Genomic DNA, 15080 nt, shown 5'->3' on the forward strand with positions numbered 1-15080 from the left:
TCGCGTCACGTGTTATTCGGTTTCCAGATCGATATCGATACCGAGCGAACGGATCTCTTTGATCAACACGTTGAAGGACTCGGGCATGCCCGGCTCCATACGGTGATCGCCGTCCACGATGTTTTTGTACATCTTGGTCCGACCGTTCACATCGTCCGACTTCACTGTGAGCATTTCTTGCAGGGTGTATGCCGCGCCGTATGCTTCCAGCGCCCACACTTCCATCTCCCCGAAACGCTGACCACCGAACTGCGCCTTACCACCCAGCGGCTGCTGGGTAACCAGGCTGTAAGAACCAGTGGAACGCGCGTGCATCTTGTCGTCCACCAAGTGGTTCAGCTTGAGCATGTACATGTAACCAACGGTCACATGACGCTCGAACTTGTTACCAGTACGACCGTCGAACAGCTGCATCTGACCGCTTTCTGGCATATCTGCCAGTTTCAGCATGGCCTTGATCTCGCTTTCCTTGGCACCGTCGAAGACTGGAGTGGCCATTGGCACACCGCCTTTGAGGTTGTTCGCCAGGTCCAGGATTTCCTGGTCGGAGAAGGTCTCCAGTTGCTCCTGACGACCACCGATTTCGTTGTAGATCTCGGTGAGGAACTTGCGCAGCTCGATGACCTTGCGCTGCTCTTCGAGCATGCGGTTGATCTTCTCGCCCAGACCCTTGGCCGCCAGGCCCAGGTGGGTTTCGAGGATCTGACCAACGTTCATACGCGATGGTACACCCAGTGGGTTGAGTACCACGTCGACCGGAGTACCGTTGGCGTCGTGCGGCATGTCTTCGACCGGCATGATCACCGAGACCACACCTTTGTTACCGTGACGACCGGCCATCTTGTCGCCCGGCTGGATGCGACGACGGATTGCCAGGTAGACCTTGACGATCTTCAGTACGCCCGGTGCCAGGTCATCACCCTGCTGCAGCTTGCGTTTCTTGTCTTCGAACTTGTCGTCCAGCAGACGGCGACGATCAACGATGTAGGCCTGGGCCTTCTCGAGCTGCTCGTTCAGCGCGTCTTCGGCCATGCGCAGTTTGAACCACTGGCCGTGCTCCAGACCGTCGAGGACTTCGTTGGTGATCACAGTGCCTTTTTTCAGGCCTGCACCACCGTCGACAACCTGACCGTTCAGAGCCGAACGCAGACGCTCGAAGGTTGCGCCTTCGACGATGCGGAACTCTTCGTTGAGGTCCTTGCGGATCTCGTCCAGCTGCATCTTCTCGATGGACAGCGCACGGCTATCGCGCTCGACGCCATCACGGGTGAAGACCTGTACGTCGATGACGGTACCTTTGGTGCCGGTAGGCACGCGCAGGGAGGTGTCTTTAACGTCGCTGGCCTTCTCACCGAAGATCGCACGCAGCAGTTTTTCTTCCGGCGTCAGCTGGGTTTCGCCTTTTGGCGTGACCTTGCCGACCAGGATGTCGCCGGCGCCAACTTCAGCACCCACATAAACGATACCGGCTTCGTCCAGCTTGTTCAGCGCAGCTTCACCGACGTTCGGGATATCCGCGGTGATTTCCTCTGGGCCAAGCTTGGTGTCACGGGCCACACAGGTCAGTTCCTGGATGTGGATCGTGGTGAAGCGGTCTTCCTGAACCACACGCTCGGACAGGCAGATGGAGTCTTCGAAGTTGAAGCCGTTCCATGCCATGAACGCGATGCGCATGTTCTGACCCAGTGCCAGCTCACCCATGTCGGTGGACGGGCCGTCGGCCATGATGTCGCCACGCTGAACCGCGTCACCCTTGTTCACCAGCGGACGCTGGTTGATGCAGGTGTTCTGGTTCGAACGGGTGTATTTGGTCAGGTTGTAGATGTCGACACCGGCTTCACCGGTTTCAACTTCGTCATCGGCAACACGAACCACGATACGGCTGGCATCGACGGAGTCGATCACGCCACCACGACGAGCTACGACGCAAACGCCGGAGTCACGGGCAACGTTGCGCTCCATGCCGGTACCGACCAGCGGCTTGTCGGCACGCAGGGTTGGTACAGCCTGACGCTGCATGTTCGAACCCATCAACGCACGGTTGGCGTCGTCGTGCTCGAGGAACGGAATCAGCGACGCTGCGACCGAAACTACCTGCTTGGGCGAAACGTCCATCAGGGTGACGTCTTCCGGCGCCTTGACGGTGAATTCGTTCAGGTGACGAACAGCTACCAGCTCGTCGATCAGGTGCTTCTTCTCGTTCATCGTGGCCGAAGCCTGGGCGATGACGTGATCAGCTTCTTCGATCGCCGACAGGAACACGATGTCGTCGGTAACCACGCCCTCTTTCACCACGCGGTACGGGCTTTCCAGGAAGCCGTACTGGTTGGTGCGAGCGTACGCAGCCAGGGAGTTGATCAGACCGATGTTCGGACCTTCAGGGGTCTCGATCGGGCACACACGGCCGTAGTGGGTCGGGTGTACGTCACGGACTTCGAAGCCTGCGCGCTCACGGGTCAGACCACCAGGGCCGAGTGCGGAGACACGACGCTTGTGGGTGATCTCGGACAGCGGGTTGTTCTGGTCCATGAACTGCGAGAGCTGGCTGGAGCCGAAGAACTCTTTCACCGCCGCCGCAACCGGCTTGGCGTTGATCAGGTCCTGAGGCATCAGGCCTTCGCTTTCAGCCATCGACAGACGCTCTTTGACCGCGCGCTCTACACGCACCAGGCCAACGCGGAACTGGTTTTCGGCCATCTCGCCAACACAACGGACGCGACGGTTACCCAGGTGGTCGATGTCATCGACGATGCCTTTGCCGTTACGGATGTCGACCAGGGTCTTGAGGACCTCGACGATATCTTCCTTGCTCAGCACGCCCGAACCTTCGATCTCGGTGCGACCGATACGACGGTTGAACTTCATGCGGCCAACGGCCGACAGGTCGTAACGCTCGGCGCTGAAGAACAGGTTGTTGAACAGGGTCTCGGCGGCATCCTTGGTTGGCGGCTCGCCAGGACGCATCATGCGATAGATCTCGACCAGCGCTTCCAGTTGGTTGCTGGTGGAGTCGATCTTCAGGGTATCCGAGATGAACGGACCGCAGTCAATGTCGTTGGTGTACAGGGTCTCGATGCGAACAACCTGGGCCTTGGCGATTTTCACCAGGACGTCGGTGCTCAGCTCGGTGTTGCACTCAGCCAGGATCTCGCCGGTAGCCGGGTGCACGATCGCCTTGGCGGTAGTGCGGCCCAGGACGTATTCCAGCGGCACGTCCAACTGCTTGACGCCAGCTTTTTCCAGCTGGTTGATGTGGCGAGCGGTGATACGACGACCTTGCTCGACGATGACCTTGCCGGTTTCGTCGTGGATGTCCATGACCGCAACTTCACCACGCAGGCGCTGAGGCACCAGCTCCAGGCTGAGCTTCTCGCCCGACACGTGGAAGACGTTGGTGGTGTAGAAAGCGTCCAGCACTTCTTCAGTGCTGTAGCCCAGGGCGCGCAGCAGAACCGATGCAGGCAGCTTGCGACGACGGTCGATACGGACGAATACACAGTCTTTCGGATCGAATTCGAAGTCCAGCCACGAGCCGCGGTAAGGAATGATCCGCGCCGAGTACAGCAGTTTGCCAGAGCTGTGCGTCTTGCCGCGGTCGTGATCGAAGAACACGCCCGGCGAACGGTGCAGCTGGGAAACGATAACACGCTCGGTACCGTTGATTACGAAGGTACCGTTTTCAGTCATCAGGGGGATTTCACCCATGTAGACTTCTTGCTCTTTGATGTCCTTGATCGCTTTGTTCGACGATTCTTTGTCGAAAATGATCAGGCGGACTTTTACCCGCAGCGGAACCGCGTAGGTCACGCCACGCAGTACGCATTCTTTGACATCAAAAGCCGGTTCGCCCAGACGATAGCCAACGTACTCCAGGGCAGCATTGCCGGAGTAGCTGATGATCGGGAAAACCGATTTGAAGGCCGCATGCAGGCCCACGTCGCGGAACTGATCTTTGGTCGCTCCCGCTTGCAAGAATTCACGATACGAATCCAGCTGGATGGCCAGGAGGTAAGGCACATCCATGACGTCCGGCAACTTGCTAAAGTCCTTGCGGATACGTTTTTTCTCAGTGTATGAGTAAGCCATCAGCGTTCCCCAGCTTGGTCACCTGCTTGTTTGGCTTCTCCCGACGGGAGCAGCCAGAAAATCGTGCAAACCCCTTGGTTTGCGCCACCATCATTGGCGGTTGCAGCTCGTTATCGGCGCCGACCTGGTCAGCTGCCAATAACGGAAAAAGGCCGGTGGCAAGAGCCACCAGCCATCAGCCGTTTGCTTAGCGCTCGGGCTGGAGTCGCAAAGTCGAAATTACTTGAGTTCGACTTTAGCGCCTGCTTCTTCCAGCTTCTTCTTGGCGTCTTCAGCGGCTTCTTTCGAAACGCCTTCAGCGACAACCTGAGGAGCGCCGTCAACTTTCTCTTTGGCTTCTTTCAGGCCCAGACCGGTCAGTTCACGAACGGCCTTGATCACGTTGACTTTCTTCTCGCCGGCTTCAACCAGAACAACGTTGAATTCGGTTTGTTCTTCAACAACGGCAGCGGCAGCAGCTGGGCCAGCAGCGGCAACAGCAGCGGTAACACCGAAGGTTTCTTCCATTGCTTTGATCAGCTCAACAACTTCCAGAACGGTTTTCTGGCCGATTGCTTCGATGATTTGTTCGTTAGTCAGAGACATGACTTGAATCCTGTATTGGGGTGACAGCTTACGCAGCCATCAAATTAAACATATGATTTTGAAAGGGCTTGCGGTGCCTTAGGCAGCAGCAGCTTCTTTCTGGTCGCGAACGGCTGCCAGGGTACGAGCCAGCTTGCTGGTAGCGCCTTGGATCACGCTCATCAGCTTCGCAATGGCCTCGTCGCGGGTCGGCAGGGTAGCCAACACGTCGATCTGGTTAGCGGCAAGGAACTTGCCATCAAACGCAGCTGCCTTGATCTCGAACTTGTCCTGACCCTTGGCGAACTCTTTGAACAGACGAGCAGCAGCGCCCGGGTGTTCGTTGGAGAAAGCGATCAGGGTCGGGCCGGTGAAGGCGTCGTTGAGGACACTGAATTCAGTGTCAGCAACAGCGCGCTTGAGCAGGGTGTTACGTACGACACGTACGTATACGCCAGCTTCACGAGCCTCTTTACGGAGTCCGGTCATTGCGCCTACAGTCACACCACGGGCATCAGCCACGACAGCGGACAGAGCGACTTTGGCAGCCTCGTTGACTTCAGCGACGATGGCCTTCTTGTCTTCGAGTTTAATTGCCACGGGTTTAACTCCTGCTTGTTACCGTTTCATCTGGCCGAAGCCGGATGTCGTTTTGGTGTCTGATTCGGTAAGGAACCGGGAGCACCATCTGCGTAGGCTTGAGGTTTAAGGCTTGCGCCGCCTACGGTCTTGGATAGCCCCCGCCAGGCAGGGACCCCAATTTTTTCAACCTGGCGCGATCGCTCGCACCGGGCTTTGTCTTACGCGCTCAGCGAGCTCTGGTCGATGACCAGACCTGGGCCCATGGTGGTGCTCAGGGTAACGCGCTTGACGTAGATACCTTTCGAGGAAGCTGGCTTGATACGCTTCAGATCAGCGATCAGGGCTTCAACGTTTTCCTTCAGCTTGCCAGCTTCAAAGCCGACTTTGCCAACGGAGGTGTGGATGATGCCGTTTTTGTCGGTGCGATAACGAACCTGACCAGCCTTGGCGTTCTTAACCGCGGTGGCTACGTCTGGAGTTACGGTACCGACTTTCGGGTTAGGCATCAGGCCGCGAGGACCCAGAACCTGACCCAGCTGACCTACAACACGCATTGCGTCCGGGGAAGCAATAACGACGTCATAGTTCAGGTCGCCGCCTTTCATTTCGGCAGCCAGATCGTCCATACCAACGCGGTCAGCGCCAGCAGCCAGAGCGGCTTCAGCAGCAGGACCCTGGGTGAAGACAGCTACACGTACGGTCTTGCCAGTGCCGTGTGGCAGCACGGTAGCGCTACGAACGACCTGGTCGGATTTACGTGGGTCAACACCGAGGTTGACAGCAACGTCGAAGGATTCGCTGAACTTCACGGTGGACAGTTCGGCCAGCAGTACTGCTGCTTCTTCGAAGTTGTAGACTTTGCCTGCTTCGATTTTCGAAGCAATGGCTTTTTGGCGCTTGGTCAGCTTAGCCATTACACACCCTCCACGTTGAGGCCCATGCTGCGAGCGGAACCGGCGATGGTACGCACGGCCGCATCCATGTCAGCAGCGGTCAGATCAGCATTTTTGGTTTTTGCGATCTCTTCCAGCTGAGCACGGGTCACAGTACCGACTTTAACGGTGTTCGGACGTGCAGAACCGCTGGTCAGGCCAGCTGCTTTCTTCAGCAGAACCGAAGCAGGGGTGCTTTTGGTTTCGAAGGTGAAGCTGCGGTCACTGTAAACAGTGATGATCACAGGAGTCGGCAGGCCGGCTTCTTGACCCTGAGTACGGGCGTTGAAGGCCTTGCAGAATTCCATGATGTTCACACCGTGTTGACCCAGTGCTGGACCAACGGGTGGGCTTGGGTTGGCCTGGCCGGCCTTTACTTGCAGCTTGATGTAAGCCTGAATCTTCTTAGCCATGAGCTACTCCAATATCGGGTACGAACGCCAGAAGGCTCCCCGGATGACTTGCGTTTTATCCCAGTGACGACAAAACCCCGCAGCACATAGGGCTGCGGGGTATGGGATGCTTTGTTCGGCTAGACCTTCTCGACCTGGCTGAACTCGAGCTCTACCGGGGTAGAGCGACCGAAAATAAGCACGGCCACTTGGATCCGGCTCTTCTCGTAGTTAACTTCTTCAACGGTACCGTTGAAATCAGCAAACGGACCGTCGATAACGCGGACCACTTCGCCCGGCTCGAACAGCGTCTTCGGCTTCGGCTTGTCGCTGCCATCGGCAACGCGACGCAGAATGGCCTCGGCTTCTTTGTCGGTGATTGGCGCAGGCTTGTCTGCAGTACCACCGATGAAGCCCATGACGCGAGGGGTATCCTTGACCAAGTGCCAAGTCCCTTCGTTCATGTCCATCTGGACCAGCACATAACCTGGGAAGAACTTACGCTCGCTTTTGCGCTTCTGGCCATTGCGCATCTCAACCACTTCTTCAGTGGGGACCAGAATTTCGCCGAAGCCATCTTCCATGCCAGCCAGCTTTACGCGCTCGATCAGCGAGCGCATGACATGCTTCTCGTAACCCGAGTAAGCATGCACAACGTACCAACGCTTAGCCACGGGACACCCTTAGCCAACAATCAAGGAAATCAACCAACCGAGCAGGGAGTCGAGACCCCACAGCAGCAACGCCATCACCAGGACAACCGCCACTACGATGAGTGTGGTCTGCGTGGTTTCTTGGCGGGTTGGCCATACGACTTTACGAATCTCGGTGCGAGCTTCCTTTGCCAGCGCAAAGAACGACTTGCCTTTGGCGGTCTGCAGGGCAACGAAGCCAGCTACAGCAGCAAAGACAAGAAGTGCGAGTACGCGGTACAGAACCGGCGAGGCGGAGTAATAGTGATTACCCACAACACCAACGACTACCAAAGCGACAACAGCCAGCCACTTGAGCAGATCAAAACGAGAGTCTTGGGCTTCAGCCTTGGGAGTCATCTAGGAAAATCCTGTGAAAAGAAAGCCAGACACACGAGGTGAATCTGGCAGGTCAGGAGGGAATCGAACCCCCAACCTACGGTTTTGGAGACCGTCGCTCTGCCAATTGAGCTACTGACCTAAAAGCTTATCAGGCCGACCATTATGCCGGCCTGATCGAGAGAAATCAACTACTTATTCGATAACTTTAGCTACGACACCAGCGCCGACGGTACGACCGCCTTCACGAATGGCGAAACGCAGGCCATCTTCCATCGCAATGGTTTTGATCAGGGTAACGGTCATTTGAACGTTATCGCCCGGCATTACCATTTCGACGCCTTCTGGCAATTCGCAGTTACCGGTAACGTCAGTCGTACGGAAGTAGAACTGCGGACGGTAGCCTTTGAAGAACGGAGTGTGACGACCGCCTTCTTCTTTGCTCAGAACGTAAACTTCTGCAGTGAACTTGGTGTGCGGCTTGACCGAACCCGGCTTGACCAGGACCTGACCACGCTCGACGTCGTCACGCTTGGTGCCACGCAGCAGCACGCCACAGTTCTCGCCAGCACGACCCTGATCGAGCAGCTTGCGGAACATCTCAACACCAGTACAGGTAGTGGTTTGAGTATCACGCAGACCGACGATTTCCAGCGGATCCTGAACGTTAACAACACCACGCTCGATACGACCAGTAACAACGGTGCCACGACCCGAGATCGAGAATACGTCTTCGATCGGCATCAGGAACGGCTTGTCGATAGCGCGCTCAGGCTCTGGGATGTAGCTATCCAGAGTCTCAACCAGCTTTTTGACAGCGGTGGTACCCATTTCGTTGTCGTCTTTGCCTTCCAGGGCCATACGCGCCGAACCAATGATGATCGGAGTGTCGTCGCCAGGGAAGTCATAGGTGCTCAGCAGGTCGCGAACTTCCATCTCGACCAGCTCCAGCAGCTCGGCGTCATCTACCAGGTCAGCCTTGTTCAGGAAGACCACGATGTAGGGAACGCCAACCTGGCGGGACAGCAGGATATGCTCACGGGTTTGCGGCATCGGACCATCAGCGGCCGAGCAAACCAGGATCGCGCCATCCATCTGGGCGGCACCGGTAATCATGTTCTTCACATAGTCAGCGTGACCAGGGCAGTCAACGTGAGCATAGTGACGAATGTTCGAATCATACTCAACGTGCGCGGTATTAATGGTAATACCACGAGCCTTCTCTTCCGGGGCGCTATCGATCTTGTCGAAGTCGACCTTGGCCGAACCGAAAACTTCGGAGCAAACGCGAGTCAGCGCGGCAGTCAACGTAGTCTTGCCATGGTCAACGTGACCGATGGTGCCAACGTTTACGTGCGGCTTGTTACGTTCGAACTTTTCCTTAGCCATCGAGACTGTCCCCCGGTAGAAGTAATAAGCAGATCAAACAGACCATTAAAACAAAGGCAGATATTTTCATATCTGCCTTGTTATATGGAGCTCTTGAGCGGATTTGAACCGCTGACCTCACCCTTACCAAGGGTGTGCTCTACCAACTGAGCTACAAGAGCGTAACACTGTGCAACAACAGCAAACCTGGAGCGGGTAGCGGGAATCGAACCCGCATCATCAGCTTGGAAGGCTGAGGTTCTACCACTAAACTATACCCGCGGAGCTTGCGGCTCTCGCTAAAACTGGTGGAGGGAGAAGGATTCGAACCTTCGAAGCTCTCGCAACGGATTTACAGTCCGTCCCCTTTGACCGCTCGGGAATCCCTCCAAATTTGGCCGGCATTCTATGTAGATACCGATCTAGTGTCAAGCGTTTTTTCAAATTTTTTCAATCAAATCTGAAACTTAGCTGCTTTGACACCGCCTCCAGCTCTACCACCTGAGTGGTGTTCCCTGTGAAGCGGGCGCCATTCTATCAAGCTATTCGCCAGTTGCAATACCCTCGCACAACATTATTTTATGTTTTAAGCCTTTGAAATCATGGGAAAGAGTCGTGAGCAGGGCTTGGTCCAGCAAACGCTGGCTCTGGGGCGCGACCTGCAGCCACAACCCCGTACTGTCACCGAGGCGACCAGTAACCGGAACAGCAGCAATATCCAGGCTCAACAGACGCTGACGCAATGCCTTGAGCTGCTCCTGAGCTGCCACCCCGCCCACGTAGAGGCACTCCTGGCCGCGCTCCGGGGCGGTCTTACCACTGGTGGACTCGCTCAGCAGGCGAATTCCCTGCTGATTTCCCTTGTAGAGCGACAACGGAGCCACTTCCTTGGCCTTCAACGGCGCTTCCTGCTGGTGCCAGACGTAATAAAAGACGTTGAGCACCACCAACAACAGAAACAACCAACGCATAGGCACCTCAATCCAGGGGACAAGCCATGGCCAGACCAACGAACACCAGGTCCGGCACCACCCGGGCCTGTGGCGCGGCCTCCTGCACCAGGAGCGCATCGCCCCCAGTTAGCAGCACAGTGAAATCATCACCCCACAGTCCCTGAGCGTATTCGAGCTGCGAGCGAACAAAGCCCTGCAGCATATGCACGCAACCACGCTCCACCGCCTCGACAGTAGAACGCCCAGGCGCCAGGCTCGACAATGCCCGTTCAGCCGAAGCATCGTCATAGCGGATGCGCCGAGTGTGGGTACGCAGCTGACTGCGCATCAACGGCATGCCCGGGCAAATGAAGCCACCCAGATGCTCGCCGTCGGCAGATACGAAGTCGGCCTTGGCCGCCGTACCAAAATCCATGACCAGGCAAGCGCCGCCCGCTAGGTGATAGCCCCCCAGAAGCGCTAGCCAGCGATCCAGACCAAGGCGCTGGTAGTCTTCGTAGCCATTACGCACACCACAGACCTCTTTGGCCGGCTGCGCCACCACAACATTCAGGCCAAAGTGCTGAGCGAGCAGCGCCGAAAGACCGGCGGTCTCCTCTTCACTTCTGACACTGACCAGGCGGCAACGCTTGGGCGCCTCAGGGAGCGCCATGACAGCCGCTACCAGGGCCTGATCGGAGTCCACTATGCCGCCGGCAACCACAGCACCCTGTGCAGCATGGATTACCCGCCACTTGATAAAGCTGTTGCCACAATCGAGCTCAAGAATCATCACGCAACCTCAAACTGAGCTCACCACCGCTAAAGCTCTTCTCAACACCATCAACCTCGAGGCGCAGCGCCCCTTGCCGGTCAATGCCTAGAACAATTCCGTCAATCCGGTTGACGCCGGCAATCAAGGACACCGCAGCCCCCTGCCACAGATGGGATTGTTCCCATTCAGCCTGGAACGCGGCGAAACCGGATTGCCGATGGCGCTGCAGATCCTGCTGCAGGTTCTGACTGAGCGCAGCCACCAGTTTATTACGATCGACTGCCACCCCTGTCTCACGACGCACAGACGTCCATAGCTGATCGATCTGCTCGTTGACCTGCATGTTGACGTTGATACCAATCCCCAGCACTACGTGACAGACATCCGCGGGATCTCCGACCAGTTCCAGGAGGATGCCAGCGATTTTCTGATTGTTTACCAGAACATCATTCGGCCATTTCAGTCCCGCACCGGCAACACCAAAGGCCTGCAGCGTACGCATTACCGCCAGGCCAACCACAAGGCTCAAACCTTCCAGCTGGCGCATGCCGCCTTCAATACGTAGCACCAGGCTGTAATAGAGGTTTTCCGCGAATGGGCTGACCCACTGCCGGCCACGCCGGCCACGCCCGGCCGCCTGACGCTCAGCCAGCACCAGGAACGGCGCAGCCTGGCCTTCGCTGATCGAGCGCAGGGCCTGGGCGTTGGTCGAGTCGATGGATTCGAATATCAACACTGGCCACTGTTCGCCTTGGAAAAGCTCGGCTATTGCCGACTCTTCCAGCAACGACAACGGCGTGGCCAACTGATAGCCGCGGCCACGGACTTTATGAATGGGCAGGTTCAACTCAGCCTCAAGAAGCTGCAATTGCTTCCAGACAGCGGCGCGACTGACGCCCAAGGCTGCGCCCAGGTCTTGCCCGGAATGGAACCGGCCATCCTTGAGGAGCTTCAACAACTTCAGCATGCCAATCTCGACTCACAATGAGGAGGGCATGATAGCCATGCAGGTGGGGATTGCATAGAAAACTGAGTTGCGGGAGCGGCAGTAGGAGCGCACAGAGGAAAATGTCAGAAAGACAAAACCCCTACCTGCATACGCAGATAGGGGTTTCGGAATTTAATCTTGACGATGACCTACTCTCACATGGGGAAACCCCACACTACCATCGGCGATGCATCGTTTCACTGCTGAGTTCGGGATGGGATCAGGTGGTTCCAATGCTCTATGGTCGTCAAGAAATTCTGTTGCCAGAAGGTCTTGTTTAAGACACTCCAGCGAATCGGGTATGTGATGTTTTGTGAGTTACAAATTCTCGGCTTTGCAGTCTTCACAACACCGCAATCTGGTCATTCGACGCAAATTGCTTGGGTGTTATATGGTCAAGCCTCACGGGCAATTAGTATTGGTTAGCTCAACGCCTCACAGCGCTTACACACCCAACCTATCAACGTCGTAGTCTTCGACGGCCCTTCAGGGAGCTCAAGGCTCCAGTGAGATCTCATCTTGAGGCAAGTTTCCCGCTTAGATGCTTTCAGCGGTTATCTCTTCCGAACATAGCTACCCGGCAATGCCACTGGCGTGACAACCGGAACACCAGAGGTTCGTCCACTCCGGTCCTCTCGTACTAGGAGCAGCCCCTCTCAAATCTCAAACGTCCACGGCAGATAGGGACCGAACTGTCTCACGACGTTCTAAACCCAGCTCGCGTACCACTTTAAATGGCGAACAGCCATACCCTTGGGACCGGCTTCAGCCCCAGGATGTGATGAGCCGACATCGAGGTGCCAAACACCGCCGTCGATATGAACTCTTGGGCGGTATCAGCCTGTTATCCCCGGAGTACCTTTTATCCGTTGAGCGATGGCCCTTCCATACAGAACCACCGGATCACTAAGACCTACTTTCGTACCTGCTCGACGTGTCTGTCTCGCAGTCAAGCGCGCTTTTGCCTTTATACTCTACGACCGATTTCCGACCGGTCTGAGCGCACCTTCGTACTCCTCCGTTACTCTTTAGGAGGAGACCGCCCCAGTCAAACTACCCACCATACACTGTCCTCGATCCGGATAACGGACCTGAGTTAGAACCTCAAAGTTGCCAGGGTGGTATTTCAAGGATGGCTCCACGCGAACTGGCGTCCACGCTTCAAAGCCTCCCACCTATCCTACACAAGCAAATTCAAAGTCCAGTGCAAAGCTATAGTAAAGGTTCACGGGGTCTTTCCGTCTAGCCGCGGATACACTGCATCTTCACAGCGATTTCAATTTCACTGAGTCTCGGGTGGAGACAGCGCCGCCATCGTTACGCCATTCGTGCAGGTCGGAACTTACCCGACAAGGAATTTCGCTACCTTAGGACCGTTATAGTTACGGCCGCCGTTTACCGGGGCTTCGATCAAGAGCTTCGCGTTAGCTAACCCCATCAATTAACCTTCCGGCACCGGGCAGGCGTCACACCCTATACGTCCACTTTCGTGTTTGCAGAGTGCTGTGTTTTTAATAAACAGTCGCAGCGGCCTGGTATCTTCGACCGGCATGGGCTTACGGAGCAAGTCCTTCACCCTCACCGGCGCACCTTCTCCCGAAGTTACGGTGCCATTTTGCCTAGTTCCTTCACCCGAGTTCTCTCAAGCGCCTTGGTATTCTCTACCCAACCACCTGTGTCGGTTTGGGGTACGGTTCCTAGTTATCTGAAGCTTAGAAGCTTTTCTTGGAAGCATGGCATCAACCACTTCGTCGCCTAAAGGCAACTCGTCATCAGCTCTCGGCCTTAAGATCCCGGATTTACCTAAGATCTCAGCCTACCACCTTAAACTTGGACAACCAACGCCAAGCTGGCCTAGCCTTCTCCGTCCCTCCATCGCAATAACTAGAAGTACAGGAATATTAACCTGTTTTCCATCGACTACGCTTTTCAGCCTCGCCTTAGGGACCGACTAACCCTGCGTCGATTAACGTTGCGCAGGAAACCTTGGTCTTTCGGCGTGGGAGTTTTTCACTCCCATTGTCGTTACTCATGTCAGCATTCGCACTTCTGATACCTCCAGCAAGCTTCTCAACTCACCTTCACAGGCTTACAGAACGCTCCTCTACCGCATCACCTAAGTGATACCCGTAGCTTCGGTGTATGGTTTGAGCCCCGTTACATCTTCCGCGCAGGCCGACTCGACTAGTGAGCTATTACGCTTTCTTTAAAGGGTGGCTGCTTCTAAGCCAACCTCCTAGCTGTCTAAGCCTTCCCACATCGTTTCCCACTTAACCATAACTTTGGGACCTTAGCTGACGGTCTGGGTTGTTTCCCTTTTCACGACGGACGTTAGCACCCGCCGTGTGTCTCCCATGCTCGGCACTTGTAGGTATTCGGAGTTTGCATCGGTTTGGTAAGTCGGGATGACCCCCTAGCCGAAACAGTGCTCTACCCCCTACAGTGATACATGAGGCGCTACCTAAATAGCTTTCGAGGAGAACCAGCTATCTCCGAGCTTGATTAGCCTTTCACTCCGATCCACAGGTCATCCGCTAACTTTTCAACGGTAGTCGGTTCGGTCCTCCAGTCAGTGTTACCTAACCTTCAACCTGCCCATGGATAGATCGCCCGGTTTCGGGTCTATACCCAGCGACTAAACGCCCTATTAAGACTCGCTTTCGCTACGCCTCCCCTATTCGGTTAAGCTCGCCACTGAATATAAGTCGCTGACCCATTATACAAAAGGTACGCAGTCACCTAACAAGTAGGCTCCCACTGCTTGTACGCATACGGTTTCAGGTTCTATTTCACTCCCCTCTCCGGGGTTCTTTTCGCCTTTCCCTCACGGTACTGGTTCACTATCGGTCAGTCAGTAGTATTTAGCCTTGGAGGATGGTCCCCCCATATTCAGACAAAGTTTCTCGTGCTCCGTCCTACTCGATTTCATGACTAAGAGATTTTCGCGTACAGGGCTATCACCCACTATGGCCGCACTTTCCAGAGCGTTCCGCTAATCTCAAAGCCACTTAAGGGCTAGTCCCCGTTCGCTCGCCACTACTAAGGGAATCTCGGTTGATTTCTTTTCCTCAGGGTACTTAGATGTTTCAGTTCCCCTGGTTCGCCTCTTGCACCTATGTATTCAGTACAAGATACTCAGCTTATGCTGAGTGGGTTCCCCCATTCAGAGATCTCCGGATCAAAGTCTGTTTGCCGACTCCCCGAAGCTTATCGCAGGCTACCACGTCTTTCATCGCCTCTGACTGCCAAGGCATCCACCGTATGCGCTTCTTCACTTGACCATATAACCCCAAGCAATCTGGTTATACTGTGAAGACAACATTCGCCGAAAATTTGTAATCACTCACAAATTTTACCTTAGCCTGAACACACACCAGTGAAAGTGCTGTCCAGTCTATCTTTCTATCACATACCCAAATTTTTAAAGAAC

At 55.6% G+C, this 15080-nt stretch carries 11 protein-coding genes, 4 tRNA genes and 2 rRNA genes; all 17 read right to left on the reverse strand.

What is annotated here, in order from left to right:
- Positions 1–12: 12 nt before the first annotated feature.
- Positions 13–4086, reverse strand: coding sequence for a DNA-directed RNA polymerase subunit beta (gene rpoB / locus KHO53_RS07785; RefSeq protein WP_010220300.1), 4074 nt, complete (start codon positions 4084–4086; stop codon positions 13–15).
- Between the two features lie 219 nt (positions 4087–4305).
- Entirely contained in the window at positions 4306–4671 is a 366-nt protein-coding gene (gene rplL, locus KHO53_RS07790) for a 50S ribosomal protein L7/L12 (RefSeq protein ID WP_007957596.1), read from the reverse strand.
- 78 nt (positions 4672–4749) lie between these two features.
- Complete coding sequence (gene rplJ, locus KHO53_RS07795; protein ID WP_010220297.1) at positions 4750–5250, reverse strand: 50S ribosomal protein L10; 501 nt, start codon at positions 5248–5250, stop codon at positions 4750–4752.
- A gap of 200 nt (positions 5251–5450) precedes the next feature.
- Entirely contained in the window at positions 5451–6146 is a 696-nt protein-coding gene (gene rplA, locus KHO53_RS07800; protein ID WP_010220296.1) for a 50S ribosomal protein L1, read from the reverse strand.
- Positions 6146–6577 carry a 50S ribosomal protein L11 gene (gene rplK / locus KHO53_RS07805; protein WP_010220295.1) on the reverse strand — a complete coding sequence of 144 codons (432 nt, stop codon included), beginning with the start codon at positions 6575–6577 and terminating at the stop codon, positions 6146–6148. The genes rplA and rplK overlap by 1 nt, the downstream gene beginning before the upstream one ends.
- A gap of 119 nt (positions 6578–6696) precedes the next feature.
- Positions 6697–7230 carry a transcription termination/antitermination protein NusG gene (gene nusG, locus KHO53_RS07810; protein ID WP_010220294.1) on the reverse strand — a complete coding sequence of 178 codons (534 nt, stop codon included), beginning with the start codon at positions 7228–7230 and terminating at the stop codon, positions 6697–6699.
- 9 nt (positions 7231–7239) lie between these two features.
- A complete protein-coding gene (secE, locus tag KHO53_RS07815; RefSeq protein ID WP_010220293.1) occupies positions 7240–7608 on the reverse strand; it encodes a preprotein translocase subunit SecE in 369 nt (122 codons plus the stop codon).
- Positions 7609–7653: 45 nt separating this feature from the next.
- A tRNA-Trp gene (locus KHO53_RS07820) sits at positions 7654–7729 on the reverse strand.
- A 53-nt stretch (positions 7730–7782) separates the two neighbouring features.
- Positions 7783–8976 carry an elongation factor Tu gene (tuf, locus tag KHO53_RS07825; protein ID WP_010220292.1) on the reverse strand — a complete coding sequence of 398 codons (1194 nt, stop codon included), beginning with the start codon at positions 8974–8976 and terminating at the stop codon, positions 7783–7785.
- Positions 8977–9061: 85 nt separating this feature from the next.
- A tRNA-Thr gene (locus KHO53_RS07830) sits at positions 9062–9137 on the reverse strand.
- Between the two features lie 26 nt (positions 9138–9163).
- Positions 9164–9237 (reverse strand) — tRNA-Gly (locus KHO53_RS07835).
- A gap of 24 nt (positions 9238–9261) precedes the next feature.
- Positions 9262–9345 (reverse strand) — tRNA-Tyr (locus KHO53_RS07840).
- A gap of 152 nt (positions 9346–9497) precedes the next feature.
- Positions 9498–9926, reverse strand: coding sequence for a hypothetical protein (locus KHO53_RS07845; RefSeq protein ID WP_213570161.1), 429 nt, complete (start codon positions 9924–9926; stop codon positions 9498–9500).
- A gap of 7 nt (positions 9927–9933) precedes the next feature.
- Entirely contained in the window at positions 9934–10680 is a 747-nt protein-coding gene (locus tag KHO53_RS07850) for a pantothenate kinase (protein WP_010220289.1), read from the reverse strand.
- Entirely contained in the window at positions 10670–11629 is a 960-nt protein-coding gene (gene birA, locus KHO53_RS07855; protein ID WP_010220288.1) for a bifunctional biotin--[acetyl-CoA-carboxylase] ligase/biotin operon repressor BirA, read from the reverse strand. The genes KHO53_RS07850 and birA overlap by 11 nt, the downstream gene beginning before the upstream one ends.
- 157 nt (positions 11630–11786) lie before the next feature.
- Positions 11787–11902 (reverse strand): 5S ribosomal RNA (gene rrf / locus KHO53_RS07860).
- 139 nt (positions 11903–12041) lie between these two features.
- Positions 12042–14931 (reverse strand): 23S ribosomal RNA (locus tag KHO53_RS07865).
- Positions 14932–15080 lie beyond the last annotated feature (149 nt).

Origin of the sequence: Pseudomonas sp. RC2C2, from assembly GCF_018390435.1 — a bacterium.
In the GTDB taxonomy this organism is placed as follows: domain Bacteria; phylum Pseudomonadota; class Gammaproteobacteria; order Pseudomonadales; family Pseudomonadaceae; genus Aquipseudomonas; species Aquipseudomonas donghuensis.